The 23110-nt window shown below is 66.6% G+C and carries 26 protein-coding genes; 6 read left to right on the plus strand and 20 right to left on the minus strand.

The window, feature by feature from the left end:
* Window positions 1-23: 23 nt before the first annotated feature.
* Entirely contained in the window at window positions 24-347 is a 324-nt protein-coding gene (locus G0A00_RS08675) for a sarcosine oxidase subunit delta (protein ID WP_164179771.1), read from the minus strand.
* Window positions 348-452: 105 nt separating this feature from the next.
* A complete protein-coding gene (locus tag G0A00_RS08680; RefSeq protein ID WP_164179773.1) occupies window positions 453-794 on the minus strand; it encodes a hypothetical protein in 342 nt (113 codons plus the stop codon).
* Window positions 795-1057: 263 nt separating this feature from the next.
* On the opposite strand from G0A00_RS08680, the gene G0A00_RS08685 reads away from it, so the two are divergent.
* A complete protein-coding gene (locus tag G0A00_RS08685) occupies window positions 1058-1474 on the plus strand; it encodes a hypothetical protein (protein ID WP_164179774.1) in 417 nt (138 codons plus the stop codon).
* A 41-nt stretch (window positions 1475-1515) separates the two neighbouring features.
* Here G0A00_RS08685 and G0A00_RS08690 read toward each other — a convergent pair whose 3' ends face one another.
* Window positions 1516-2760, minus strand: coding sequence for a sarcosine oxidase subunit beta family protein (locus G0A00_RS08690; RefSeq protein WP_164179776.1), 1245 nt, complete (start codon window positions 2758-2760; stop codon window positions 1516-1518).
* A gap of 176 nt (window positions 2761-2936) precedes the next feature.
* Here G0A00_RS08690 and ccmI point away from each other — a divergent pair, with 176 nt between their 5' ends.
* The 3 genes from ccmI (at window position 2937) to G0A00_RS08705 (ending at window position 5060) form a co-directional block, all read left to right on the plus strand.
* Window positions 2937-4190: a c-type cytochrome biogenesis protein CcmI gene (gene ccmI, locus G0A00_RS08695; protein WP_164179778.1), complete on the plus strand. Its 1254-nt coding sequence runs from the start codon at window positions 2937-2939 to the stop codon at window positions 4188-4190.
* Between the two features lie 152 nt (window positions 4191-4342).
* A complete protein-coding gene (gene ruvX / locus G0A00_RS08700) occupies window positions 4343-4816 on the plus strand; it encodes a Holliday junction resolvase RuvX (protein WP_164179780.1) in 474 nt (157 codons plus the stop codon).
* Window positions 4817-4820: 4 nt separating this feature from the next.
* Window positions 4821-5060: a DUF1289 domain-containing protein gene (locus G0A00_RS08705; RefSeq protein WP_164179782.1), complete on the plus strand. Its 240-nt coding sequence runs from the start codon at window positions 4821-4823 to the stop codon at window positions 5058-5060.
* Here the strand turns inward: G0A00_RS08705 and dusA are convergent.
* The 3 genes from dusA to G0A00_RS08720 form a co-directional block, all read right to left on the minus strand.
* Window positions 5057-6076: a tRNA dihydrouridine(20/20a) synthase DusA gene (dusA, locus tag G0A00_RS08710; protein WP_164179784.1), complete on the minus strand. Its 1020-nt coding sequence runs from the start codon at window positions 6074-6076 to the stop codon at window positions 5057-5059. The genes G0A00_RS08705 and dusA overlap by 4 nt on opposite strands.
* Window positions 6077-6381: 305 nt before the next feature.
* Window positions 6382-6921, minus strand: coding sequence for a hypothetical protein (locus tag G0A00_RS08715; protein ID WP_164179786.1), 540 nt, complete (start codon window positions 6919-6921; stop codon window positions 6382-6384).
* A gap of 300 nt (window positions 6922-7221) precedes the next feature.
* On the minus strand, window positions 7222-8310 hold the full coding sequence (locus G0A00_RS08720; protein ID WP_164179788.1) for a hypothetical protein: 1089 nt from the start codon (window positions 8308-8310) through the stop codon (window positions 7222-7224).
* Between the two features lie 431 nt (window positions 8311-8741).
* Here G0A00_RS08720 and G0A00_RS08725 point away from each other — a divergent pair, with 431 nt between their 5' ends.
* A complete protein-coding gene (locus G0A00_RS08725; protein WP_203595319.1) occupies window positions 8742-10211 on the plus strand; it encodes a NarK family nitrate/nitrite MFS transporter in 1470 nt (489 codons plus the stop codon).
* Between the two features lie 58 nt (window positions 10212-10269).
* A complete protein-coding gene (locus G0A00_RS08730) occupies window positions 10270-12000 on the plus strand; it encodes a bifunctional protein-serine/threonine kinase/phosphatase (protein WP_164179792.1) in 1731 nt (576 codons plus the stop codon).
* Between the two features lie 123 nt (window positions 12001-12123).
* Here G0A00_RS08730 and G0A00_RS08735 read toward each other — a convergent pair whose 3' ends face one another.
* From G0A00_RS08735 to nifW, 14 genes are all read right to left on the minus strand, one after another.
* Entirely contained in the window at window positions 12124-12966 is an 843-nt protein-coding gene (locus tag G0A00_RS08735) for an SIR2 family protein (RefSeq protein WP_235952939.1), read from the minus strand.
* 3 nt (window positions 12967-12969) lie between these two features.
* On the minus strand, window positions 12970-13188 hold the full coding sequence (nifT, locus tag G0A00_RS08740) for a putative nitrogen fixation protein NifT (RefSeq protein WP_066099617.1): 219 nt from the start codon (window positions 13186-13188) through the stop codon (window positions 12970-12972).
* Window positions 13185-13529, minus strand: a complete 345-nt coding sequence (locus G0A00_RS08745; RefSeq protein WP_066099615.1) for a nitrogen fixation protein NifZ — start codon at window positions 13527-13529, stop codon at window positions 13185-13187. The genes nifT and G0A00_RS08745 overlap by 4 nt, the downstream gene beginning before the upstream one ends.
* Window positions 13529-14272, minus strand: coding sequence for a 4Fe4S-binding leucine-rich repeat protein (locus tag G0A00_RS08750; RefSeq protein ID WP_164179794.1), 744 nt, complete (start codon window positions 14270-14272; stop codon window positions 13529-13531). Before G0A00_RS08750 ends, G0A00_RS08745 begins: the two co-directional genes overlap by 1 nt.
* Before the next feature lie 2 nt (window positions 14273-14274).
* Entirely contained in the window at window positions 14275-14469 is a 195-nt protein-coding gene (locus G0A00_RS08755; RefSeq protein WP_066099609.1) for a 4Fe-4S binding protein, read from the minus strand.
* Between the two features lie 68 nt (window positions 14470-14537).
* Window positions 14538-16016: a nitrogenase cofactor biosynthesis protein NifB gene (nifB, locus tag G0A00_RS08760; protein WP_164179796.1), complete on the minus strand. Its 1479-nt coding sequence runs from the start codon at window positions 16014-16016 to the stop codon at window positions 14538-14540.
* 252 nt (window positions 16017-16268) lie between these two features.
* On the minus strand, window positions 16269-17975 hold the full coding sequence (gene nifA / locus G0A00_RS08765; RefSeq protein WP_164179878.1) for a nif-specific transcriptional activator NifA: 1707 nt from the start codon (window positions 17973-17975) through the stop codon (window positions 16269-16271).
* A gap of 362 nt (window positions 17976-18337) precedes the next feature.
* Window positions 18338-19624: an RNA polymerase factor sigma-54 gene (gene rpoN, locus G0A00_RS08770; RefSeq protein WP_164179798.1), complete on the minus strand. Its 1287-nt coding sequence runs from the start codon at window positions 19622-19624 to the stop codon at window positions 18338-18340.
* Window positions 19625-19761: 137 nt separating this feature from the next.
* On the minus strand, window positions 19762-20253 hold the full coding sequence (gene bfr / locus G0A00_RS08775; protein WP_164179801.1) for a bacterioferritin: 492 nt from the start codon (window positions 20251-20253) through the stop codon (window positions 19762-19764).
* Complete coding sequence (locus G0A00_RS08780; RefSeq protein ID WP_066099598.1) at window positions 20250-20498, minus strand: hypothetical protein; 249 nt, start codon at window positions 20496-20498, stop codon at window positions 20250-20252. Before G0A00_RS08780 ends, bfr begins: the two co-directional genes overlap by 4 nt.
* A 30-nt stretch (window positions 20499-20528) precedes the next feature.
* A complete protein-coding gene (locus tag G0A00_RS08785) occupies window positions 20529-21302 on the minus strand; it encodes an ATP-binding cassette domain-containing protein (protein WP_164179803.1) in 774 nt (257 codons plus the stop codon).
* Window positions 21299-21994 (minus strand): molybdate ABC transporter permease subunit, encoded by a 696-nt coding sequence (gene modB / locus G0A00_RS08790; RefSeq protein ID WP_066099593.1) that lies wholly within the window; start codon window positions 21992-21994, stop codon window positions 21299-21301. The genes G0A00_RS08785 and modB overlap by 4 nt, the downstream gene beginning before the upstream one ends.
* The gene (gene modA, locus G0A00_RS08795) at window positions 21991-22734 is read right to left on the minus strand and encodes a molybdate ABC transporter substrate-binding protein (RefSeq protein WP_164179805.1); all 744 of its coding nucleotides are present in this window, start codon (window positions 22732-22734) and stop codon (window positions 21991-21993) included. Before modA ends, modB begins: the two co-directional genes overlap by 4 nt.
* Window positions 22731-23078, minus strand: coding sequence for a nitrogenase stabilizing/protective protein NifW (nifW, locus tag G0A00_RS08800; RefSeq protein WP_164179807.1), 348 nt, complete (start codon window positions 23076-23078; stop codon window positions 22731-22733). The genes modA and nifW overlap by 4 nt, the downstream gene beginning before the upstream one ends.
* Between the last annotated feature and the right edge of the window lie 32 nt (window positions 23079-23110).

Genomic DNA, 23110 nt, shown 5'->3' on the forward strand with positions numbered 1-23110 from the left:
AGTATTTGCCGAAAGGTGAAAGCTCATGCGGGCACCTGCCAGTCCGGGTGGCGGGCACGGATCCGCGCGAGGATTTCTTCGGGCGGTTCGGGGGCGCGGGCGCTGTAGGTGCCGTAGACCTCCATCGTCACACTGTCGCGCGCCGCAAGGAACCATTTGCCGCAGCCATAGGCGTGGCGCCAGCGTTCCAGCACTGGGCCTTTCGCCGCGTGGCGGTTGAAGAGATAGGCCTCAAAGTCGGCATCGGAACTGCCGGGGCCCTCGCGCCGCAGATGCGCCTCGCCTCCGGGCGCGAGTTCGATCTCTGCAGCCTCGAGGCCGCAGCAGGGACAGGTGAGGATCAGCATGCGACCTCTCCTTTGCTTGGGGAAGACAGGAAACTGGCACGGCACCGCCAGCCCGCCAGAGCGGCGGGGGCGGGAAATTGGTGGATCGGAGAAGGCGCGGTGCCGTCAGTCCGCAGCGGCGGGCGGCTCGGCGATGTCCTGAAGCGTGCCGCTTTCGCCTTCGACCGCTTCCACCGCTTCGACGAGGCTTTGGCTGTCGGCACTGGCGGCGCTGCTGCTTTGGTCGCCAGCGCCCGTCTCTGGCCCGGCCCCAAAGAGCGCCCAGAGGACAACCGCGATGACCACGAGCGCCACGCCCAGAAGCAGGGAGAGCAGCGCCACGAGGCCACTGCGCGCCGATGAGCGGCTCTTGCGGGGCGCGTCCCGGCCAGTTGCGCGGCCTGTTGCGCGATCTGCGGCGCGGGCCTCTGCCGCGGGTGTGTCATGCGGCGTGGCGTGGCCTGCCATGGGCGCTCTCCTTGGGTGCTGCGTTGCGTGGCCGCAACGCGCAGCCGGGCGGTTCTGTTCCGCTGCAATGCGGCAATGATCCATTTTCCGCTCATCGTGCGGGCACCTCCCCCCTGCGCGCGCCTGATTTGCGGGCGTACAGGCTGAATACACGCGGAATTCAGCGCTGCGTTGCGCTTGGTCAATGATTGGCCACCTCCCCGACCTACCGTGAGGAAACGCCGGCCCGAACCGGAAGACAAGAAGCCACGCAAGGAGGCCCCATGAGCAGACTTCTGACACTGACCCTGACCAGCCATCGCGGTCGCCGCTACCCGGTCGAGCTTTTCACCGCCGACACCGCCTTCGCCGACGAAGGTGCGGTGTATCTGTTGATGCGCCTGCCCGAGGGGCGCGCCGTGCAGGCGCAGATCCTCTATGTGGGCGACGCCGAGGCGCTTGGCGCGCAGCTCGAAGCCGACAGGCGCGAGAACGGTCCGTGGTCCCGCGCCGCCGAAATGGGGTTCGACACGGTGGGTGCCGTGGCGCTGTCGCGCCCCGAGGACCGGCAGATGATCGCCCGCGAGTTCATCGACAGCTGGCACCCGCCCTGCAACGCGGGCCAAGGCGCGCAGACCGGGCTGATGGGGCTGGCCGCGCCCCTGCCCGTCACCCTGCCGCGCAGCGCGCTCGGCCGCTGAGGCGCGGGCAGCAGCGCCTCCAAAGCGGGTCGTGGCGGCGCTCAATGGGCCACCCCCGCCGCCACGCTTTCGTCGATGAACCGGCCTTCGCGGAACCGGTCCAGCCCGAACTCGGCGGTGAGCGATGAGTGCCCTTTGGCCATCAGTTCGGCAAAGCCCCAGCCCGAGCCGGGGATCGCCTTGAAGCCGCCGGTGCCCCAGCCGCAATTGAGGAAGCAATTCTCCAGCGGTGTCTTCGACAGGATCGGCGAGCGGTCGCCGGTCACATCGACGATCCCGCCCCATTGCCGCAGCATCTTGAGACGGCTGATCATCGGGAAGGTCTCGGTGAGCGCCCGCACGGTTTCCTCGATGTGCTGGAAGCTGCCGCGCTGGGTATAGTTGACGAAACCGTCGGTGCCGCCGCCGATGACCATCTCGCCCTTGTCCGACTGGCTCATATAGCCATGCACCGTGTTGGCCATGACCACCACATCCATGCAGGGTTTGATCGGCTCGGAGACCAGCGCCTGCAGCGCCACCGACTCGATCGGCAACCGGAAGCCCGCCTTGTCGGCCAGCACGCCGGAATGGCCCGCCACCACGATGCCAAGTTTGTCGCAGTCGATCTCGCCGCGGGTTGTGCTGACGCCCTGCACCTTGCCGCCCTCCGAGCGGATGCCGGTCACTTCGCAGTTCTGCACGATGTCCATGCCCATGTCCGAGCAGGCCCGCGCATAGCCCCAGGCCACCGCATCGTGGCGGGCGGTGCCGCCGCGCGCCTGCCAGAGCGCGCCCAGCACCGGATAGCGCGGCCCGTCGATGTTCATGATCGGGCACAGGCGCTTCACCTCGCGCGGGCCGATCATCTCGGTCTCGATGTTCTGCAGCCGGTTGGCGTGCACGGTGCGCTGATAGCCGCGCAACTCGTGCTCGGTCTGCGCCAGCATCATCACGCCGCGTGGGCTGAACATCACGTTGTAATTGAGGTCCTGACTGAGCCCCTCATACAGCGAGCGGGCCTTCTCATAGATCGCCGCCGAAGGGTCCTGCAGGTAGTTCGAGCGGATGATCGTGGTGTTGCGCCCGGTGTTGCCGCCGCCAAGCCAGCCCTTCTCGAGGATCGCCACATCGGTGATGCCGAAATTCTTGCCGAGGTAGTAGGCGGTGGCCAGACCATGCCCGCCCGCCCCGATGATCACCACGCTGTAGCGGCGCTTCGGATCGGGCTTGCGCCAGGCGCGGGCCCAGCCGGTGTGGTAGCGGGCGGCCTCACGGGCGATGGCAAATACCGAATAGCGTTTCATGGGTCTCGAATCCGCTTTGTGAAAAAAACACGTGCTGGTGCAATTCCTGCACGCGGCGGCGCGCGGTGCAACCGCCTGTCTTGCCGTGCGGTGAACACGCGGCAAAGAGCAGCAGGGCTTTGCCCTTTTTTCCCGGCGCGCGGGCATATACATGGAGGGCAGAAGGAGAGCTTGGGATGATGATTTTCTGGATCGTGACCGGCCTTGCGGTGCTTGCCGTGGCCGCCCCGATGGTGGTGGCCCTGCTGCGCGCGCGCCGCGAGATCACCGGGGCCGAGGCCTCCGACCTGCAGGTCTACCGCGACCAGCTTTCCGAGATCGACCGCGACCGCGCCCGGGGCACCGTCGGCGAGGCCGAGGCCGAGCGGCTGCGCACCGAAGTGTCGCGCCGCATTCTCGCCGCCGACAGCCGCGCCCATCAGGCCGATGCCACGCCCGCCAGCGGCGGCGCACGCGGGCCGCGCCGGGTGAGTGCCGCGCTGCTGCTGCTCGCGCTGATCGGAGGCAGCTATGCGCTCTATCTGACGCTCGGCGCGCCCGGTTATGGCGATCTGACGCTGCGCGGCCGTATCGCCGCGGCGCAGGAGATGCGCGAGACCCGCCCCTCGCAACAGGAGGCCGAAGCCGCCCTGCCCGCCAGCCCACCCAGCGACGCGCCCGCGGAATATGCCCAACTCGTCACCCGCCTGCGCGGCGCGGTTGAAGAGCGCCCGGACGATCTGCAGGGCCAGATGCTGCTCGCCCGCTCCGAGGCGGCGCTTGGCAATTACGCCGCCGCCTATGCGGCGCAGCGCCGGGTGATCGACCTCAAGGCCGATGCTGCCGGTGCCGAAGACTATGCCGATCTGGCGGATATGATGGTTCTGGCCGCAGGTGGCTACGTCTCGCCCGAGGCCGAAAAAGTCCTCGATCAGGTCATGCAGCGCGATCCCGAAAACGGCGTGGCGCGCTACTACGGCGGGCTGATGATGGCCCAGACCGGCCGCCCCGACAGCGCCTTCCGCATCTGGGACAATCTGCTGCGCGACAGCGACGCCGGCTCGCCTTGGGTGCCCGCCATCGCCGAGCAGATGCCGCAGATGGCGCAGCGCGCCGGGATCAACGACTACACCCTGCCGCAGATGGCCAGCGCAGATCTTCCTGGTGCGCTTCCGGGCCCGACTACAGAAGACATGCAGGCGGCCTCCGAGATGTCCGACGGCGACCGTCAGGCGATGATCGAGGGGATGGTCGACAATCTCTCGCAGCGTCTGGCCGATCAGGGCGGCAGCCCCGAGGAATGGGCCCGCCTGCTCACCGCGCTCGGTGTGCTCGGCCAGACCGACCGCGCGAAATCCATCTGGGACGAAGCGAAGCAGGTCTTCGCCACCCGCCCGGAGGCGCTCGCCACGGTGCGCCAAGGCGCGGCCCGCGCCGGTCTCACCGACTGACGGCCCGGCGGTCCATTCGTCGCTGCGCCCTTCTTCTCTTTCCAAACACGCCGGGGTGAATTGGCCGACAGGCCAAGAGGGGCAGCGCCCCTCCCTTCCCTCACCGCCCGCGCTGGCCTAAACAGCGCGAAACCACCACAGGACGCCCCGAGATGATCCACGAAGACATCGCCGATTTCGCCGCCGCCCTGCCGCCGATGCGGGCCATTGCCGGGCTCGACCTGGGCACCAAGACCATCGGCGTCGCGCTCTCGGACCGGCTGCTGTCGGTCGCCACCCCGGTGGAGACGATCAAGCGCAAGAAATTCACCCTCGACGCCGAGGCGCTGCTAAAGATCGTCCGGGATCGCGAGGTCGGCGGCATCATCCTCGGGCTGCCGCGCAATATGGACGGCTCCGAAGGCCCGCGTGCGCAATCGACCCGCGCCTTCGCGCGCAACCTGTCCAACCTCTGGGATGGGCCGATCAGCTTCTGGGACGAGCGCCTGTCGACCGTCGCCGCCGAACGCGCGCTGCTCGAGGCCGACACCTCGCGCAAGAAGCGGGCCGAACTGATCGACCATGTGGCGGCGAGCTTCATCCTGCAGGGCGCGCTGGATCGGCTGCGCCATCTGCGCGAGGCCTGAGCCGATGACCGGCGGCGCGCCCATCGACGATGGCCCCATAGAAAGCCCCTGCATCAATATCTGCGTGGTGCATCGCGCGGCCGGGCTCTGCACCGGCTGTTTGCGCACGCTCGACGAGATCGCGGGCTGGGGCGGCTACACGCCGCAGGAACGCCGCGCCATCATGGACGCGCTGCCCGAGCGCAAGGCGCTGCTGCGCCAGCGCCGGGGCGGCCGCGCCGGACGCCGCAGCGGCGAGGCTTAGGCGGCGGCGTCGCGCATCCGGCCCTGCGCCTCTTGGATCACCTCAAGGCCAGCGCCCTCGCGCGTCGACTTTTCGGACAACACCTGCCGCCATTTGCGCGCGCCGGGACGCCCCGCGTAGAGCCCCAGCATGTGCCGTGTGATCTGGTGCAGCTTCCCGCCCGACGCGATATGGCGCTCGATATAGGGCAGCATGGCGGCCACCGCCGCATCCGGCGATACCGTCTCCACATCCCGGCCATAGATGCGCGCATCCGCCTCGGCCAGCAGGTCCCACGGCTGGTGATAGGCCGTCCGGCCAATCATCACCCCATCGAGGCCGCGCGCCAGATGCGCCTCGGCCTCCTCGAGGCTCTGCACCCCGCCGTTGATCGAGACATGGAGCTGCGGGAAGGCCGCCTTCATCTCATGCACCAACTCGTAATCGAGCGGCGGGATATCGCGGTTCTCCTTGGGGCTGAGCCCTTGCAGCCACGCCTTGCGCGCGTGAATGGTCACCCGCGCGCAGCCCGCTGCCGCGATCTTTTCGAGAAACTCGGGCAGCACCTCGCGCGGCTCCTGCTCGTCGACACCGATGCGACATTTCACCGTCACCTCGACGTCCACCGCCTCGCGCATGGCCGCGACACAGTCGGCGACCAGCTGCGGGTGTTTCATCAGCACCGCGCCAAAGGTGCCCGACTGCACCCGGTCCGAGGGGCAGCCGCAGTTGAGGTTGATCTCGTCATAGCCCGCCTCGGCGCCCAGCTTGGCCGCCTGCGCAAGCTCTTCGGGGTCCGAGCCGCCAAGCTGCAGCGCCACAGGATGCTCCGACGGATCATAGGTGAGCAGATGCAACGCCCCGCCACGCACCAGCGCGGGCGACGTGACCATCTCGGTATAAAGCAGGCTTTCGCGCGACAGGATGCGGTGCAGGTACCGGCAGTGCCGGTCGGTCCAGTCCATCATGGGTGCCACGCTCAACCGCGCGGCCCTGTGAAGGTCCGATACCCATTGTTTTTCTGACTTTGCCGTCATCAGTCGCAAACCTGTTTCCGCTCATTTGGGGGGCCTTTTGCCCTCGTTTTCGGGGCTGGTGCAACAAATTGTTGCACCATAGCCGAATTGTCGCGCCGCGCGCCGGAGCCACGCCCTTTTCGCCGCGCAGGCGCGCCCTCCGCCCGGCCAGCCGAGACAAGATATCGAACCCCAGCATATTTTCCCGGACGGAGACCCGAGTGGGTACCATCTTGGGGCGCCAGAAGAAAGGCGGCGCCCAAGGCACGCGGGGCAGCCACGGCAATTTCGCTGCCTTCAAGGAGAAATCGGGCAAGCGCCGGACGTCAGTGCGTTGGCAGCATCAGGTGGGCGTAGGGCGTGCCCGGCCACATGACCCAAGGCTGACCTGCGTCCTTTGGAACGTCCGTCGGGTAGCTCTCCAAGAGCGGCTGAGCACCCGAGCCGAGCAGCATGACATGAGGGCCGGTGACGACCCAGTTGTTGTCTGCCGTCTCGCCTTCGGCATAGGGGTCGGTGTTGCTTGCGCCCTCGTCGCCCAGCAACATGTAGACGAACCCAAGCGTGTCGGGCGGGTCTTCATTCTTCATCCAAGACTGGAGGAAACTCATCGCCCCTCCGTCTGCGCACATCGGGTTGGTGCCGGGATACATGCAGGTCCATCCATTGGTGCCTTCGCGAAGCACCTGCATCTCACCGCTTTCTGTCGGGCTCAGCAGCGTCGAGTTCTGGAGCACCGCCGGCGGCGCAACGCCATCGAGCCGGTCCATCAGGCTTTCCGCGGTCTCCTCGGTCGTCTGGCCGAGCGCCGAAGACGCAAGCAGGATGAAGGCTCCTGCGGTCGCGTAAAGTTTCGGGCAAGTCATGGTAGCGTCCTCCTCCTCAGGTTCACGCTATCGCCGCCCGGGCATCAACCGCGCGACGGCGGTAGTGGCGCCACTATACGCCTATGCACCTGAGCGGACAAAACTTTCCTTCTGCATCTCTTGCTTGTAAAAGTCCCGCATCGAAGCGCTCATAGGTTGTCGCGACATGGGTCTCTGACGGGCAGGATTGGCCCCGAGGGAGAGCATCACATCGGCTCTTCCCCTCGTGTTCCCACAGTTCCCTCATGTTCCCAAATCAGGTCAGCAACGATCGGCGGCGCGGCCTGATAAGCTGAAACCTTACAGGATGGCCCGCGCAATCCGGAGCATTTGCAGAAGCTCGTATTCGGAATCCTCCAGCTCGACGATCTGACCATTCAGCACCGAATAATTCCTGCCCGCATCAAGCCGCGGCAGGCGGTACAGGTCGATCAATTCATCCTGCGTCAGGGCAGCCGTCGGCGCGATCCTCGGGCCATCCGACAGGTCTCTGACCTGTGCCAGTTGGTTCACCAGAAGCAGCGACTTGTAGTCGTCGTGATCGAGAAGAACGGGCATGCCGTCGATCAGCGCATAGCGCTTGCCCTGAGGCGCGGGGTCGAGGTCAAACAGCGTCGCGATTTGATCCGACTGCAGCAGCAGATACTCGGGATCGGGATCGACATTGATGTCGGAGTCGAGCCAGTCGTTCCGGCGCTCGATCCAGAGATCGTCATATCTTTCGCGGTCATAGGACGCCCAGTCTTGGTAGCTCACGCCATCCTTGGCCAGACCGGGCGGCACGCAGGGGGGATCCTTTTTGGCAAGGCCCGGGGGGCAATTGCTGTAGGTGATAAGCTCGTCTTCGGGGATGTCGGACACAAGCAATTGCGGCGTCGCCAAAGCCAGCGCCGTCGCCCCAAGGATGCGGGTCATGTCACGTCCGGCAGGTGCCGGTGTCGAGATAAGGCGGCTCACCCCCTCTTCACGCTCTGACTGGGTGAAGACCCTGCGGCCATCCGCACCTTTGCCGTTGCCGTTTGACGCCTGTTTTGCACCGTTGCCTTTCGCCCCTGCCTTGGGCCCGACAGCGTGTTCAGGTTTGCCGTTTCCGGCCTGAGCATTTCCGGCCTGAGCGTTTCCTTTGCCCGGCTTGGCCGAGCCATTGCTGGACTGCGCGTTGCCCTTGCCGGGAGTGCCCTTGCCGCTGTTGCCATGGCCCTTCTTGATCAGCTTCTTTCCATTGCCGCTGTTGCCCTTGTTGCCGTTGCCGTTGTTGCCCTTGGCAAGCCAGAGCTTCTCGGCCCCGGCCGGACCCACACTATCGCGAACGCCATGCACTGGAGCGGCTGAGAGGGATGTCGAGGATAGGGCCAGCGCCAAAGCGCTGCCGATAAGAAACTTACTCATGTCAAACGCCTTTCATTTGGTCGGTCAACGCGACAGGCAGGCAAGCCGTTCCCTGCCGCCGCGTGCCACCAGACCCGCGGGGCGCTCTTTTATCTCGAAGGTTCCGACGGCGGGCGGCCCCCAAGGCAGCGAGAGCAAAGCGTTGCTCGGTCCGACGTTCCTTCCCCCAAATCATTCATAAAGCCCTGTGGGCGTGCTCATGCGCCCCTATCTCCTTGGTCCCCAGAGCGACGTTTCAGGGCCTCGCTGGTTCAGAGACTCGGGACGCCGCAGCCCGCACTCCGAGGGTGCACTTGATGCGACTATTCTATAGACGGTGCCTGCGGTCTGATCGGGAATTCCCGGCGCATTCTGCACCTGCACAATCAGGGAGCTTCGCTGCTACGCCAGCGCAGCGCACACTCGAAGCGCGCCATCAGCGGGAGCCCATGATGACCAGCGAGACGTTCAACCTCCTCTCCTTCACCGGCAAGATGCGTATCCTGCACCTGACGTGGTTCGCCTTCTTTCTCACCTTCGTGGTGTGGTTCAACCTTGCACCAATGCTGCAGGCGATCCGCACCAGCCTCGGCCTCGACCAGGCGCAGGTGACGACGCTGCTGGTGCTGAACGTGGCGCTGACCATCCCGGCGCGCATCGTGATCGGCATGCTGACAGACCTCTATGGACCGCGGCGGGTCTACTCGGGGCTGCTCATCGCCTGTTCGATCCCATGTTTCGTCTTTGCCGTGGCCGACAATTTCACCCAGTTGGCGCTGGCACGCTTCGCGCTCGGCTTCATCGGGGCGGGCTTCGTCATCGGCATCCGCATGGTCTCGGAATGGTTCCCCGCGGAAGAGCTTGGCACCGCCGAGGGCATTTACGGCGGCTGGGGCAACTTTGGCTCGGCGGCGGCGGCCTTCACCCTGCCGACCATCGCGCTCTGGTTTGGCGGCGAGAATGGCTGGCGGTGGGCGATCGCCCTCACCGGGCTGATGTCGCTGATCTACGGCTTCATCTATTACGCCTCGGTGCAGGACGTGCCGAAGGGCTCAAAATACTTCCGTCCCAAGAACGCCACCGCGATGGAGGTTACCTCGAAGGGTGATCTTCTGTTCCTACTGGTGATGAAGGTGCCGCTCTACATCGCGCTCGGCGCGCTGGCCTGGCGCCTGCGCAACGTGGCGATCTTCACCACGGCCACCATGTATATCGTCTGGTTGGGGCTGCTGCTGCTCTACGCCTACGATTCCATGCTGGCGGTGCGCGCCAACCGCCGCGTGCTGACCGAGGAAGTGCCTGCCTTCCAGCGCTATAGCTTCAAGCAGGTGGCAATCCTCAACATCCTCTATTTCGCCACCTTCGGATCGGAGCTTGCGGTGGTGTCCATGCTGCCGCTGTTCTTTGCCGACACATTCGGGCTGTCGCCGGTGGTGGCGGGCATGGTGGCCTCGGCCTATGCCTTCATGAACCTGATGTCGCGGCCCGGCGGCGGCTGGATCTCCGACCGCTTCGGGCGCAAGCCGACGCTGCTGATCCTCACCGCGGGTCTTGCGGTCGGCTATGCCGCAATGGGGATCATCGGCTCTGCCTGGCCGGTCTGGCTGGCGGTGGTGGTGGCCATGGCCTGCTCGTTCTTCGTGCAGGCGGGTGAAGGCGCGGTCTTTGCCGTCGTGCCGCTGATCAAGCGCTCGCTCACCGGGCAGATCGCCGGGATGACCGGCGCCTACGGCAATGTAGGCGCGGTGATCTACCTGATCGTCTACTCGGTGGTCGATGCCTCGACCTTCTTCTTCGTCATCGCGGGGACCGCGGTACTTGGGTTCGTCGCGCTGCTCTTCCTCGAGGAACCCTCGGGCGAGATCGCCGAGGTTGACGAGGACGGCACCGTCACCATGATCAACGTGGGGCTCAAGGCCTGAGCCCACGAACACTGGTGCGCGTATGGACGAACCCGCAAATCTTTTCCCGAAGCGGGCAATGAAGGCCGTGCTCGGCGGATGGAGCAGCGCCGGGGTCAAGCCAAGGAATGACGACGCCATCTCCGGCAGGATCCCCGAAAGCGCGTGGGAGCTTCACACCAAGGGCGCGGTCGCCTGCATCGCAGATGGTATCTCGACCGGGCGCAACTCGGACAAGGCGGCGCAGATCTCGGTGATCCAGTTCGCGCGAGACTACTACTCGGCACCGGAAAGCTGGCCGGTGCGCGACTGCGCCGGGCGTTTGCTGACCGCGCTCAACACGTGGTTCCACGCGCAGAACCGCAGCGGCTCGCCCGAGGCCGAGGGGCAGGTCACCACCTTTACCGCGGTGATCGCCCGCTCGCAGACCCTGCATGTGGTTCATATCGGCGATACCCGGGCGCTGCGCCTGCGCTCGGGGCGGCTGCGATGTCTGACCGAGGACCATTCGGCCCGTTTCATGGGCGAGCACGAGGCGCTGACCCGTGCGCTGGGGATCGAGACCGATATCCGCGTCGACTACCTCTCGGAGCAGATGCAGGCGGGCGATCTCTACCTGCTGACCAGCGACGGCCTGCATGCAGTGCTGAGCGAGGCGCGTATGGCCGAGCTGCTGGCCGCAAGCCCGCTCGAGACACAGGGGGATCTCGAAGCCGCAGCGCGCGGGCTCTGTCAGGCGGCGCTGGACGCGGGAAGCGACGATAACGTCAGTTGCATGATGCTCCGGGTGTTGGACCTGCCGTCCGAGAGCTTGACCGAGGCACACAGCCGCCTGACCGCTCAGGTCATCCCGCCGCGGCTGGCGCCGGGCAACCGCATCGACGGCTGGGAGGTGATCGAGGTTCTGCATGCCTCGACCCGCAGCAATGTCTACCTCGTGCGCCGCGCGGGTGAGGATGGGCGCTTTGTGCTCAAGGCACCTTCGAAGGGGCTTGAGGACACCTTGCAGTACCTCGACGGTTTCACCCTCGAGCAATGGGTGGGTCCTCGGATCGACAATCCGCAGGTGATGAAGATCCGCCCGCATGAGGACAGCCGGTTCCTCTACTATGTCGCAGAGCATGTGGAAGGTCAGACCCTGCGCCAGTGGATGGTGCAGCACCCCACGCCAAGCGTCGCCATGATCCTGCCGCTGCTCGGATCGCTCGCCTCCGCGCTGCGCGCCTTCCATCGCATGGGCATGGTGCATCGCGATCTGAAACCCGAGAACGTCATCCTCGGTGCTGATGGGCGCGCAAGGATCATCGACTTTGGATCGGTACAGGTCTCGGGATTTCGCGAGCTTGCCCGCGGCGGCGTCGAGGACATGCCCGAAGGCTCGCTCAACTATATTGCCCCCGAAGTGCTGCTCGGACAGGCGGCCTCGCCGAGGTCCGATCTCTATGCATTGGGGGTGATCGCATGGGAGATGCTGGCAGGCGACGTTCCGGTCGATCTCGAGACACGCGGCAAGCTGCCGACGCGCGCCGAGGACTGGGCCCTGCCGCAGATCTCGGACAAGCGGCCCGACCTGCCCGAAGGCGCGCAAGCCATTCTGGCGCGTGTCCTGTCTGTCGCCCCCAAGGGGCGGCCTCAGGCCATGTCGGAGTTTCTTGCCGAACTACAGTCTCTGGCCAAGGGCCATGGGGCCGGAAGACCCGAGTTCGTGCCATTGCTGCAGCGGGGATCGGTCACCTTCTGGCGGGGCTGGGCGCTTGCCAGCACCGGGCTGGCGCTGCTGCTTCTGGTGTTGCTACTCGGCGGCTCTTGAGACCCCTTGCTGCAGCAGTGCGGTCTCACACTGGCAAGCGTTTCGAGCCTCGGAGCCTCGGGGCCTCAACCCCGGGTCAAGGCAAGCAAAATTGCGCTAAACTGAGCAAAGGTCGGGCGCTGTTCAGCCCTCGGGCACCGACAGCGCCTCGGCCACCGCTTCGGCGGGCAGATCGAGCCATGTGGCACCCATCTCCTCGACAAAGCGCGCCTCCATGCGGGTCAGCGGGCCGGGGGTGACGATCACATGCCCCTGCCCCGAGCGCTTGGCGATCTGCCGGGCGAAGATGCGCAGCATCTGATCGTCGAAGCGGCAGCCGAGGAACAGGAACGGCGTGCCGGTGCGGCGGCGCTGCACCTCCTCGGGGATCGGGCGCTGGATGTCGATCTCGGTCAGCACCTCGACGTAATCGCTGTCGGAGATCAGCATCGAGCCGCCCTTGCGCGCCAGCCCGTGCGGCTTGTAGATCAAGGTCTTCCACGCGGGATCGGCGGCTTCGACCTCGGCGCCGGTGTTGTCATAGGCGCGGGTGAAGATGTCGATCCATTCGCCATTGCGGCTGACGCCCTGCACCAGCCCCCAATCTTCGGTGCCTTGGCTTGCGGCATCAAAGGCGCGCAGCAGCCCGTCGTCATACCACGTGTCCACCACCATCGAGGGGCGCACCCGCGCCAGCCAGTCGTGCACCGGGTTGGGGCCGGGGGTATCCCCGGCAAAGGCGTCCTGCACCAGCTTGTCGAGCGTGGCGCGGAACTTGCGGCTCTCGACATATTGCGCCACCGACCACAGGTTGCCCTGCGCCCGGCGCGGTGCGCGCACCTGCGCCTCGATCTGCGCGCAGAGCGCAGCCGGAGAGCTTGGCGCGCTGCCGCCCGAGAGCGCCGAGACCTCGGGGCCGAGATAGGCGATGCGGCGTCCGGCGGCGACCTCGATCATCGCCTGTTCAAGCTGGTCATAGGGCGACATGGCTCACTCCTCCTCGGCGGTGGTCAGACGGCGCGCGTCCACGGTGATCGGCAGGCGCGGCGGCTCGTCAAAGGCGGGCATGGCAAAAACCCAGCCGTTCGACAGCCGGGCCCAGCCGCCCCAGAGCCCCTCGTTCTCGGTCTCGACGACCATTTCCTCGAGGTCCTTCTTGGGCACATAGGCCTCGAGCCCCTTCGGCGTTTCGCGGATGATGACCTTCATTCTGCCGCCTCCCTGCTGGTGCGTGTGACGATGTGGGATTGCAGCGCGCTTGGGTCGTCCACCCGGCGCGACGCGTCCGGGTCGGCCGCAATAAGCTCACGCTCGCGCATCCCGACGATGCTGCCGCGCCCGACGAAATCGACCGCGTAGATATAGAACTGCTGGAGGAACACGCCGATGTCGCGCACGTAGCCCTCGTCGCCCTTGCGCACCACGGTCTCGCCGATCTCGACCCCGGCCATGGTGCCATCGTTCTTGACGTTCTTTTTCGAGATCACCTTGTCGCCCGGCTCGAAGGCCGGGTCGCGGTAGACCTCGATCTCGCGGTCATCGGTAGACATCAGGCATTCTCCTTCAGCTGAGCGAGCCGCGCGCGGGCGGTCTCGCGGATGATTTCCTCTGGATCGTCGAGCAGCGCCTCGGCCTCGGCGGTGGTGCCATTCTCGGCGACCATGTGGCGTACCCGCATGTCCGCGTCCCCGACAAAGGGCGCCGGGCAGCGCGCCGCCGCCTCGCGGCGCACCAGCGGGTCGGGATCAAGCCGCAGCCGGTCGAGCCAGCCCTCGCCGATGCGCCGCGCGACGATGCGGCGGATCTCGGGATCGTCATCGCCGAGCATCACCGGCAGCATTCCCGGCGCGGCGCGGCGTGCGACGATGCTGCGCACGTAGCTGTCGGCGTCATCGGCCATCGCCACCAGCGCATCCACGTCGAGCCGATGCGCCACGGCGATGCGCACCCGCCGGTCGGGATCATGCACCCGCCGCGCCGCCTGCACGCTGGGCAGGCGCAGGATCGCCATGGCCCGCACCCCCGCATCCGGGTCCGACAGCATCCGCGGCAGGCGAAAGACCGAGGCCACCCTTGCGGCATTCATCCGCACCTCGAAGTAAGGGTGCGTCAGGCATTCGTCGGCCAGATCGCGGTTGAGCAGAAAGAACCGCTCGATCCGCTTGGCGTAACGGTCCTGCAGGCAGGACCAGCCCAGCCCGCAGCGCCCCGGTGCCAGCCGGGCACGAAACCGGCAGTCCGTGCAGTCGAGCGGCGCGCCCTGCCAGTCGAGAGGCTCTGGTCCATCGGGCATGCTCAGGCCGGCACGCAGGTTTCCGGCACCGGGCAGATCTCGGCGCATTGCGGGATATCGTAGTGCCCCTTGCACTCGGTGCAGAGGTCGGCGTCGATGATGTAGGTATCATCCTCGAAGCGGATCGCGGCATTGGGGCATTCAAACTCGCAGGCACCACAGACGGTGCAATTGCTCTGGACGATGGTCAGGGCCATGGCGTGCTCACTCCTGATGCGAACGGCTGACGGAGGGCGCGGGCTGCGCCCTCCGGGGGAACTTGCGGTCAGGCGATTTCAGCGGCGGGAAGCCCCGCCTTGGCGCGGTAGACCGCCGAGACCGCGGTCTCGATATACTCATAGGCGTAGTCCTGAATGGCCTCGATCCCGGCGGCTTCGAGGTCTTCACGCGGGCAGTCGCCGATCTTGGCCACGAGGATCGTGTCGATCCCCTCCAGCGTCTTGATCACCAGATCGAGCTTGTCCTCCTCGCCGTAGCCGCCGACGCAGTAATTGTCGCAGCGCCGGTGGGTGACAAAGCGCACGCCTTCCGCATCCACCTCGAAGATCTGGAACTCGGTGGCATGGCCGAAGTGCTGGTTGATCCGCCCGCCGCCCTTGGTGGCCACCGCTATCAGCATCGCACCGGCATCGCCCGCCACCGCGGCCTGCGTCTCGGCCTTGGCTTCCTCGGCGGCGGCGCGGCGCTCGCCGCGCTCTTCGGCGACCCACTCTTTGTAGGCCTCGCGCTTCGAGGGATCATAGGTCACCTCGTCGGGCACCAGATCCATGGTGAACTCCTGCCCGCGGTCCTCGCCCAGCAAGCCCACCGCATCGGCGCGGCACTGGCGGCAGTGCTTCATCAGATTGGCCCCGCCCGCGCAGGCGTCCTGCAGCTTCTTCAGCTCGGCGGCGGTCGGCCCGCGCTGGCCTTCGAGGCCAAAGACCGTGCCATGCTCGGGGGCCGAGATCAGCGGCATGATGTTGTGCAGGAAGGCACCGCGCTTCTTTACCTCCTTGTTCACCTCAAGAAGATGCTCGTCGTTGATGCCGGGGATCATCACCGAGTTGACCTTCACGAGGATGCCGCGCTCGTGCAGCATGTCGAGGCTCTGCATCTGCCGCTCGTGCAGGATTTGACTGGCCTCGAGCCCGGTGCGGCGCTTGTGGTCCCAGAAAATCCACGGGTAGATCTTCGTGCCGACCTCGGGGTCGATCATGTTGATCGTCAGCGTCACATGGTCGATGTTCATGTCGAGCAGATCATCCACGTGATCGGGCAGCGCCAGACCGTTGGTCGAGAGGCACAGCTTGATGTCGGGCAGTTGCTCATGGACCAGCCGGAACGTCTCGCGGGTCTTCTTCCAATCGTAGGCGCTGTCGCCCGGTCCGGCGATGCCAAGCACCGAAAGCTGCGGGATCTCATTGGCGACAGCGATCACCTTGCGCGCGGCTTTTTCCGGCGTCAGCCGTTCCGAGACCACGCCGGGGCGGGATTCATTGGCGCAGTCGTACTTGCGGTTGCAGTAGTTGCACTGGATGTTGCAGGCGGGCGCCACGGCCACATGCATGCGCGCGAAGTAGTGATGCGCCTCTTCCGAATAGCACGGGTGATCCTTCACCTTTTCCCAAGTGGCCGGGTCCATATCCTCGGGCGCATCGGAGGAGCCACAGGCCGAGGAGGAGCAGCCTTCGGATTCCATCGCCTTGGTGAGCGTATCCTTGGAGCCGACCGAGAGGTCGCCGATCGAAATGACATTGGACATGCGCGCGTTTCCTTCATGCTGGAGGTTCGGAGCGTTTCCCTGTCCATCAGCAAGCGCCGTGCCAAACGCCGGGGCCTTGGGTTTTGCGACATTCCGGCGGGCGATTGTCGCGCCGGATGTCGCTAAGGGCACAAAGCCTGCAACATCCCGAGCGCCGTGGCCCTACAAACGCGCGTGGCTAAACTGGGATTGCTGAACGCAAACGGCCCGATCCGTTTCGGACCGGGCCGCCTTAGGCGCGCTTGGGAGGGATCAGATCTTGCGCACCTCGATGCCGTGTTTCTGCAGCGCGTAAGCCACCTGCCGCGGTGTCATACCCAAGAGACGCGCGGCCTTGGCCTGCACCCAGCCCGCCTCTTCCATCGCCGCGATCAGATCCTCGCGGGCGGTGTTGGCGGTCTTGCGGCGCGGATACCCCAGCGTGTCGTCGGGGCTGCTGGCCATGGGCGGCGCGGGCGGCGGCGGCGGTGTGCGCCGCACGGTGGGCGTCACCACCCGCCCCACACCAAGCCCGCCAATCGGCGAGGCCGCGCCCTCTTGCAGCCGCGACAGTTCCGACGACAGGCAGGTGCCCTGCTGGCAGGCCAGTTCCTGCCCGAGCACCACCACGCCATCCGACAGCGCCGCAGCCCGGTTCACGCAGTTCTCCAGCTCACGCACGTTGCCGGGGAAGCTGCATTTGCAGATCGTCTCGAAGGCATCGGGCGCGAACACCACGCTGGTGCCGTTCATCTGGTTGAACCGATCGAGGAACAGCTGCGCCAGTGGGCGGATGTCGCTCTTACGGTCGCGCAGGGGCGGTAGCACGATGGGCACGACGCAGATGCGGAAATAAAGATCGGCGCGGAAACTGCCCTCGGCGACGCTGCGCTCGAGATCCTTGTTGGTGGCGGCGACGATGCGCGTGTCGACCTTGATCGTCTTGGTCCCGCCGACCCGTTCGAACTCGCCCTCCTGCAGAACCCGCAGAAGCTTGGTCTGGAACGCGGGCGAGATCTCTCCGATCTCGTCAAGGAACAGCGTGCCCTTGTCGGCCAGTTCGAACCGCCCTTTCTTCAGCGCGCCGGCGCTGGTGAACGCGCCCTTCTCATGGCCGAAAAGCTCTGACTCCAGCAGCGTTTCCGACAGCGCCGCGCAGTTCACCCGCACGAAAGGCCCGCGCGCCCGGTCCGAGGCGGTGTGCACGGCGCGAGCGAACAGCTCTTTGCCGGTGCCGCTTTCGCCGCGCAGAAGCACCGGAGCACGGGTTCCAGCCACCCGTTTCACCTGCGCGATCACATCGGCAATGGCCGGGCTGTCGCCGACGATGCCGTCGATATTGACCGGCGGACGCTGCCGGGTCCGGCCGTCGGTGACGCTTTGCAGCATGCGCCGCGTGTCGGTCAGCGCGCGCTCGCGGTCGCGGGCGATGCGGCGGCGGAAGCGCAGCGCCTGTTCGAGCAGCGAGGCCACCATCGTCATCACCCGCACATCCAGATCCGACGCGCCGGTGAGGTCGCTGTCATGGCTGCGGAAGGCACAGAGCACCCCCAGCACGAACTGGCTGCGCTCGGGGTCGCGCAGTGGCACGGCCACCAAGGTCTGCCCGCAGTCCCGCAGCCGCGTGGGCACCGCGTCCGGCCCGTATTCATCGGCCAGATCGAAAGAGACCAGCGTCACCCCCGAGCGGAACACCATCTGCACCACTTTGTCCGGGATCACCTCTGCGATCGGCATGCTCTCGTCATGCACGAAGGCGGTGGCGGCGATATGATAGGGGTTCACCGTGCCGGGGGGCGGCGCGCTGCCGGGCTCTGCCAGCAAGGCCAGAACCCCGTGTCGCAGGTCGAGAAACGATGAAAGAACATTTAAAATTTCCGGCACCACGTCGATCGGATCGGGTGCCGTTGCAAAAGACTTGGCGATCTCGAAGACCGCATCGAGCGCGTGCCGCTCGGCCGCACCACGGCCTGCAGGCATGTGTGTCGCCTCGGAATTTCTTGGGTCGTGCGTGGTCGTAGAGATCATGTCGAGCCCTCTCCTGAAGTGACGTCCTCCCAGATGTCGTCTTCAACGGGCGCATATCGAGGCTCCTCTCCCCGGCGTCCGTTCGAGCACTCTATCAACTGCAAGGGGAATGAGACGCGCTTTCGCACGGCAGCGGCCACAGGATACCTCTCACCCACGCCGCAGCCCGCCCGATGCCCAAGCTTGCAGCAGCCGCGCGCGGTTTCCGCCAGAAAATCGCAGATCAAAGCGGTTCGGGTCATCAATAGGTCACATCTCACGGATACCCGACAGAATCACTGCACACCTACTCGGCCCCCTCTACTCCGCCACCCCTACTCGGCAACTGCGGCACGCCGCCTCTGGTAAGACGAGGCGAGCCCCAGCATGGAGCGATATTTGGCCACGGTGCGCCGGGCGATGCGCAGACCCGCCCGCTCGGCAAGCTCGACAATCGCGTCATCCGAGAGCGGCTGCGTCTTGTCCTCATTGCGCACGGTGGTTTCGACAAAGCAAAGCGCGCTGTCGCGGGAGACGGCGGGCGCCCCCGCCATGGACGAGACGGCGCGCGAGAAGAACGCCTTCAGCGGCAGCGCATGTGTCGGGGTCTGGATCATCCGCCCCGAGATGGCGCGCGAGACCGTCGAGGCGTGAAGCCCAAGCTCTCCGGCCACGTCTTCGAGGGTCAGTGGCACCAGATCCTCAGCCGCGCCACGATCAAGGAAGGCGGCCTGTTTGGCGACAAGCACGGCGGCGGTGCGCAGCAAGGTGTCACCGCGCCGTTCCAGCGCCAGCGCCAGTGCCCGCGCCTCCGACAGCGCCTTGCGGTTGGCGCGGCGAGCCTCGGCGGTGTCGCCCTCGACGCCGCGCTCTTCCTGAACGGTGATCTTCGGAGTGGTGGCGCGGTTGAGCTCGACCGTCCAGCCGTCTTCGCCGCGGGTGGCAAGGATATCGGGCGGGAAGACCGGCACCGCGACATGATCGAAGGCCAGCCCCGGCTTGGGGTCGAGCCCCTTGAGCTGTGACAGGATGTCGGGCACATCCGCGGGCTCGCAGTCGCACAGCACCGCAAGCTCGGCGATGCGCCCCTCGCCGACCAGATCGAGATTGGCCAGCAGCGTCTCGACCTCCCAGGTCAGCAGGTCCGCCTCGCGCGCCTGGATCAGCAGGCATTCCGCAAGGTTGCGGGCAAACAGCCCCGCCGGTTCGATCCCCTGCAGCGCGCGCAGCACCTGCTCGGCGCGGAGGCTGGGCACCCCGGCCTGCAGCGCCACGGCCTCGACCGGCTGCCCCAGCCAGCCCGTGGGCTCCAGCGCCTCGGCAAAGCGCAGCGCGATCATCCGGTCCTGCGGCGCCGGGAAGGCCAGTTCGATCTGCCCCACCACATGCGACATCAGGCTTGGCCGGTCCGCTGCCAACGCCGCCACCGCGTCGAAATCATCGCCGCCGCGCGCGACAAAGGCCGCGGGCGGACGATAAGAGACATAGGGGTTGGTCTCGGCGCGCTCGGCCAGATGCTCCGAGAGGTCCTCGGACGCCATGCCGAGGATCGACAGGGAGTGCAGCATCTGCCCCCCCATCTGCATGGTCTGCCGTGTCGAAAGCGTCTGGACCAGTTCCATGGCTAGATTCCTATCACGCTGAGGTTGCAGACGCGGCGACTTGGCGCCGCGCATACCCCGGAAGCATCGCCGCTGCGCCTTTGCGCGCCGCCCAAGATGGCAGACGCCTAAGCCCGCGACGAAGCTCCGATGCCATCTCAGCCCTCCGGCACGCTGTTCGACGGCTCGGCGTTGAGCTGCGCGTAATTCGCATCGCCAATGCTGCCCAGCAGCTCGAGCTGGGTTTCGAGGTAGTCGATATGCCCCTCCTCGTCGGTCATCAGCTCTTCGAAGAGGTTCTTGCTGACGTAATCGCCTTCGGCCTCGCAGAGCTCGCGGGCTTCCTTGTAGAGCGCGCGTGCGCCGTATTCGGCCTCGAGATCGGCCTCGAGCGTCTCCTTCGGGGTCTCGCCGATGCGCAGCGGGTCGAGCACCTGCAGGTTCGGATGACCTTCGAGAAAGATGATCCGGTCGATCAGCTTGTCTGCATGGCCCATCTCTTCGATGCTTTCCTCGCGCGACTTGGCGGCCATCTTCTGCAGCCCCCAATCGGCCTGCAGCCGGTAATGCAGCCAATACTGGTTGACCGCCGTCAACTCGGAGCGCAGCGCCTTGTTGAGATAATCGATGACCTTTGCATTGCCCTTCATAATGTACCTTCCCTGATTGCGGTTTTCGTCTCTGTGGTTTCATCCGAGCCGTAGCCCAGCTTGTGGCGGAAGCGCTGCGCCTCGGTGTTGACCAGCCGGCAGCAGCGTCCGCATTCCATGCGCCGCCCGGCGCGGTGAAAGACCCGGCCCGGGGTGATCACCGTCCACGGGTCCTCGTGGAGCATCTCGCGCACGACCGCCTGCACCGCGCGTTGATCGAGGCAGGTGCAGGAACATAGGATCATCGTCGCCCCCCTCGGCGCTGCGCTTTGCCCTCAGCCGCCGGTCGCCAGACCCGCGCGCCCCCCAGTCCCCACCGACGCCAACCGCAGCGGCACCAGATCATGCACCGCGCCCGCCACCGGCACCGGGGCGACCTCGGCCCGCCCATCGCAAAGCGTGATGACCTTGCTGCACATGCGGCGCACCTCTTGCGGGGCGTGGCTGATGAAGATCATCGGCACCTGCGTGCGCGCCTGCACCTCGGCGATCAGATCGAGCGTGCGCGCCTTCAGCGCCGGGTCGAGCGCCGAGACCGGCTCGTCGAGGAGCAGCAATTCCGGCTCGGCCATCAGCGCCCGCGCGATCGCCGCGCGCTGCCGCTCGCCCCCCGACAGCCGACCGGGCCGGGCGCGCAGCAGCGGGCGAAGCTCCAGCGCGTCGATCACCTCATCCCAAAACCCCGTGCCGACGTTGCTGGCGCCATAGGCAAGGTTCTTGGCGACGCTCATATGCGGAAACAGCACGCCATCCTGGAACACCACGCCAATGCCGCGCCGCGCGGGCGCGACCGACAGGCCCGTCGCCGCATCGAAAAGGCTGCGTCCGTTGAGGCTGATGTAGCCGCCCGAGGGCCGGATGTGCCCGGCGAGACAGGAGAACAGCGTCGATTTGCCCGCGCCCGAGCGCCCGATCAGCCCGGTCACGCCGCGCGCTTCGAGCAGCAGATCAACGTCGAGCAGAAAGTCGCCCTGCCGGTGTTTGAGGCTGATCTCGATCAGCCCCGGACGGGCGTGCCGCCGCCTGCGGTGCGAGGATCCCATGATCATGCCCGTGCCTCCTGTTGCCATGTGAGCCGCCGCGATACCGCCTCGGATGCCAGCAGCGCCGCCCCCGCAAGTGCCAGCGACAGCAGGCAGAGCCGGGTCGCGGCGGCCTCTCCGCCGGGGCTTTGGGTGACGGTGAACAGCGCCAGCGGCAGAGTCTGGGTGCGGCCCGGAATATTGCCCGCAAGGGTGATGGTCGCGCCGAACTCCCCGACCGCGCGGGCAAAGGCCAGCGTCAGCCCGGTCAGGATCCCCGGCGCCATCAGCGGCAGGGTGACCGTGGCGAAGATTTTCACCTCCGACGCGCCGAGCGAGCGCGCCGCGCGGGCAAAGCGCGGGTCGAGCGCCTCGGCGGACTGGCGGATGGCGCGCACCATCAGCGGAAAGCCCACCACGGCGCAGGCGATCACCACGGCGCTTTCGGAAAAGGCGATGCGGAGACCGAACCATTGCTCCAGCGGCGCGCCGATGGGGCCGCGACGCCCCAGCGCCAGCAGCAGCAGATAGCCCAGCACCACCGGCGGCAGCACCAGCGGCAGATGCACCAGCGCGTTCAGCGCCGCATGGCCGGGAAAGCGCCGCGTGCCCAGCAGCCAGCCAAGGCCCACCGCCAACGGCAGCGACCACAGCACCGCGCGCGCCGAGGCCGAGAGCGACAGCAGCAGCGCCGCCTGTTCTGCGGGCTCGAGCATCATGTGCCGCCCTCCAATGCGATGAAGCCATGTTCGGCCAGCACCCCCGCCGCCTCGGCACTGCCAAGGTAGCTGCGCAGCGCCGCGCCGCCTTCTGCGTCCTCGCCCTGCGCCAGCGGCGCCACGAGGTAGCGAATGGGCGGGTGGCTGTCTTCGGGGATGTCCCAGACCACCTGCACCCCCGGCTGACCGGCGGCGTCCGAGGCGTAGACCAGCCCCAGCGCCGCATCGCCCGAGGCCACCGCCGCGACGGTGGCGAGCGTGTTGCGCGTCGGCACGAAGGCCGGAGCGATCCTGTCCCAGACCTTCAGCGTCTCGAGCGCGGCCTTGCCGTAGCTGCCCACCGGGGCGGTCTCGGGATCGGCCATGACGAAATTCTCACCGGCAAGCCGCGCGCCGATCTCCTCGGGGGCAAGCGGGGCTGCCCCGGCGGGCGCGATCAACACGAAGCGGTTGGACATCAGCACCGAGACCTCCGCCTCCGCCACCAGCCCGCGCTCGATGAGATAGGCCATCCACTTGGGGTTGGCGGAGACGAAGATATCCGCCGGCGCGCCCTGCTCGATCTGCCGCGCCAGCATCCCCGAGGCACCGTAGCTGGTGGTCGCCGCGATGCCGCTTTCCTGCAGCGCCGCATCCAGCGCGCGGCTGGTCGAGGCCGCGGCCAGCACCATCGGATCGGCCGCCGCCAGCGCCGGAACGCAGGTGGCCAGCACCGCAAGGAGGCGCGCCGCGCGGATCATTGCGCGCCCAGCTTGAGCGTATCGAGGCCGACGAAGCGCGCCTTCATCTTCGCCTCTTCGTCGCGGAACACCTTGAAGACCTTTTCCTTCAGCGGCGTGCTTTCGAGGAAGTCGGCATAGGCCTGCTTGAGCAGCCCGCGCGCCTCTAGGAACACCTCTTCCTCGGTCAGCCCGTCAAAGCTGGCGTCGCGCAGATAGCCGCCAAAGCGCTTCATGATGTGCAGCCGCGAGACGTTGACCACCTCCTGCTCGAAGGGCAGCAGCAGATAGGTAAAGATATCCTCCGCCGAAGACAGTTTGCCGATGTGGTCCAGAACGCCGGTCTCTTCGAAATCCTTGGGCATGGTCTCTCTCCTTGTTGCTTGGTTGCGTGGCT

It is taken from the genome of Salipiger sp. PrR002 (genome assembly GCF_010500775.1).
Taxonomy (GTDB): domain Bacteria; phylum Pseudomonadota; class Alphaproteobacteria; order Rhodobacterales; family Rhodobacteraceae; genus Salipiger.

What these genes read in the sequence shown, in the direction of transcription:
- nifW (WP_164179807.1), bottom strand. Translation starts at nt 23,078, where the DNA reads ATGCCCAAGGATTTCGAAGAGACCGGCGTTCTGGACCACATCGGCAAA.
- modB (WP_066099593.1), bottom strand. Translation starts at nt 21,994, where the DNA reads ATGATGCTCGAGCCCGCAGAACAGGCGGCGCTGCTGCTGTCGCTCTCG.
- nifB (WP_164179796.1), bottom strand. Translation starts at nt 16,016, where the DNA reads ATGTCCAATGTCATTTCGATCGGCGACCTCTCGGTCGGCTCCAAGGAT.
- modA (WP_164179805.1), bottom strand. Translation starts at nt 22,734, where the DNA reads ATGATCCGCGCGGCGCGCCTCCTTGCGGTGCTGGCCACCTGCGTTCCG.
- G0A00_RS08675 (WP_164179771.1), bottom strand. Translation starts at nt 347, where the DNA reads ATGCTGATCCTCACCTGTCCCTGCTGCGGCCTCGAGGCTGCAGAGATC.
- G0A00_RS08735 (WP_235952939.1), bottom strand. Translation starts at nt 12,966, where the DNA reads ATGTCGCCCTATGACCAGCTTGAACAGGCGATGATCGAGGTCGCCGCC.
- G0A00_RS08680 (WP_164179773.1), bottom strand. Translation starts at nt 794, where the DNA reads ATGGCAGGCCACGCCACGCCGCATGACACACCCGCGGCAGAGGCCCGC.
- G0A00_RS08730 (WP_164179792.1), top strand. Translation starts at nt 10,270, where the DNA reads ATGAAGGCCGTGCTCGGCGGATGGAGCAGCGCCGGGGTCAAGCCAAGG.
- G0A00_RS08780 (WP_066099598.1), bottom strand. Translation starts at nt 20,498, where the DNA reads ATGATCCTATGTTCCTGCACCTGCCTCGATCAACGCGCGGTGCAGGCG.
- G0A00_RS08720 (WP_164179788.1), bottom strand. Translation starts at nt 8,310, where the DNA reads ATGAGTAAGTTTCTTATCGGCAGCGCTTTGGCGCTGGCCCTATCCTCG.
- nifT (WP_066099617.1), bottom strand. Translation starts at nt 13,188, where the DNA reads ATGAAGGTCATCATCCGCGAAACGCCGAAGGGGCTCGAGGCCTATGTG.
- G0A00_RS08785 (WP_164179803.1), bottom strand. Translation starts at nt 21,302, where the DNA reads ATGATCATGGGATCCTCGCACCGCAGGCGGCGGCACGCCCGTCCGGGG.
- G0A00_RS08725 (WP_203595319.1), top strand. Translation starts at nt 8,742, where the DNA reads ATGACCAGCGAGACGTTCAACCTCCTCTCCTTCACCGGCAAGATGCGT.
- G0A00_RS08755 (WP_066099609.1), bottom strand. Translation starts at nt 14,469, where the DNA reads ATGGCCCTGACCATCGTCCAGAGCAATTGCACCGTCTGTGGTGCCTGC.
- rpoN (WP_164179798.1), bottom strand. Translation starts at nt 19,624, where the DNA reads ATGGAACTGGTCCAGACGCTTTCGACACGGCAGACCATGCAGATGGGG.
- ccmI (WP_164179778.1), top strand. Translation starts at nt 2,937, where the DNA reads ATGATGATTTTCTGGATCGTGACCGGCCTTGCGGTGCTTGCCGTGGCC.
- G0A00_RS08705 (WP_164179782.1), top strand. Translation starts at nt 4,821, where the DNA reads ATGACCGGCGGCGCGCCCATCGACGATGGCCCCATAGAAAGCCCCTGC.
- G0A00_RS08745 (WP_066099615.1), bottom strand. Translation starts at nt 13,529, where the DNA reads ATGTCTACCGATGACCGCGAGATCGAGGTCTACCGCGACCCGGCCTTC.
- dusA (WP_164179784.1), bottom strand. Translation starts at nt 6,076, where the DNA reads ATGACGGCAAAGTCAGAAAAACAATGGGTATCGGACCTTCACAGGGCC.
- G0A00_RS08685 (WP_164179774.1), top strand. Translation starts at nt 1,058, where the DNA reads ATGAGCAGACTTCTGACACTGACCCTGACCAGCCATCGCGGTCGCCGC.
- G0A00_RS08690 (WP_164179776.1), bottom strand. Translation starts at nt 2,760, where the DNA reads ATGAAACGCTATTCGGTATTTGCCATCGCCCGTGAGGCCGCCCGCTAC.
- ruvX (WP_164179780.1), top strand. Translation starts at nt 4,343, where the DNA reads ATGATCCACGAAGACATCGCCGATTTCGCCGCCGCCCTGCCGCCGATG.
- G0A00_RS08715 (WP_164179786.1), bottom strand. Translation starts at nt 6,921, where the DNA reads ATGACTTGCCCGAAACTTTACGCGACCGCAGGAGCCTTCATCCTGCTT.
- bfr (WP_164179801.1), bottom strand. Translation starts at nt 20,253, where the DNA reads ATGAAGGGCAATGCAAAGGTCATCGATTATCTCAACAAGGCGCTGCGC.
- nifA (WP_164179878.1), bottom strand. Translation starts at nt 17,975, where the DNA reads ATGCCTGCAGGCCGTGGTGCGGCCGAGCGGCACGCGCTCGATGCGGTC.
- G0A00_RS08750 (WP_164179794.1), bottom strand. Translation starts at nt 14,272, where the DNA reads ATGCCCGATGGACCAGAGCCTCTCGACTGGCAGGGCGCGCCGCTCGAC.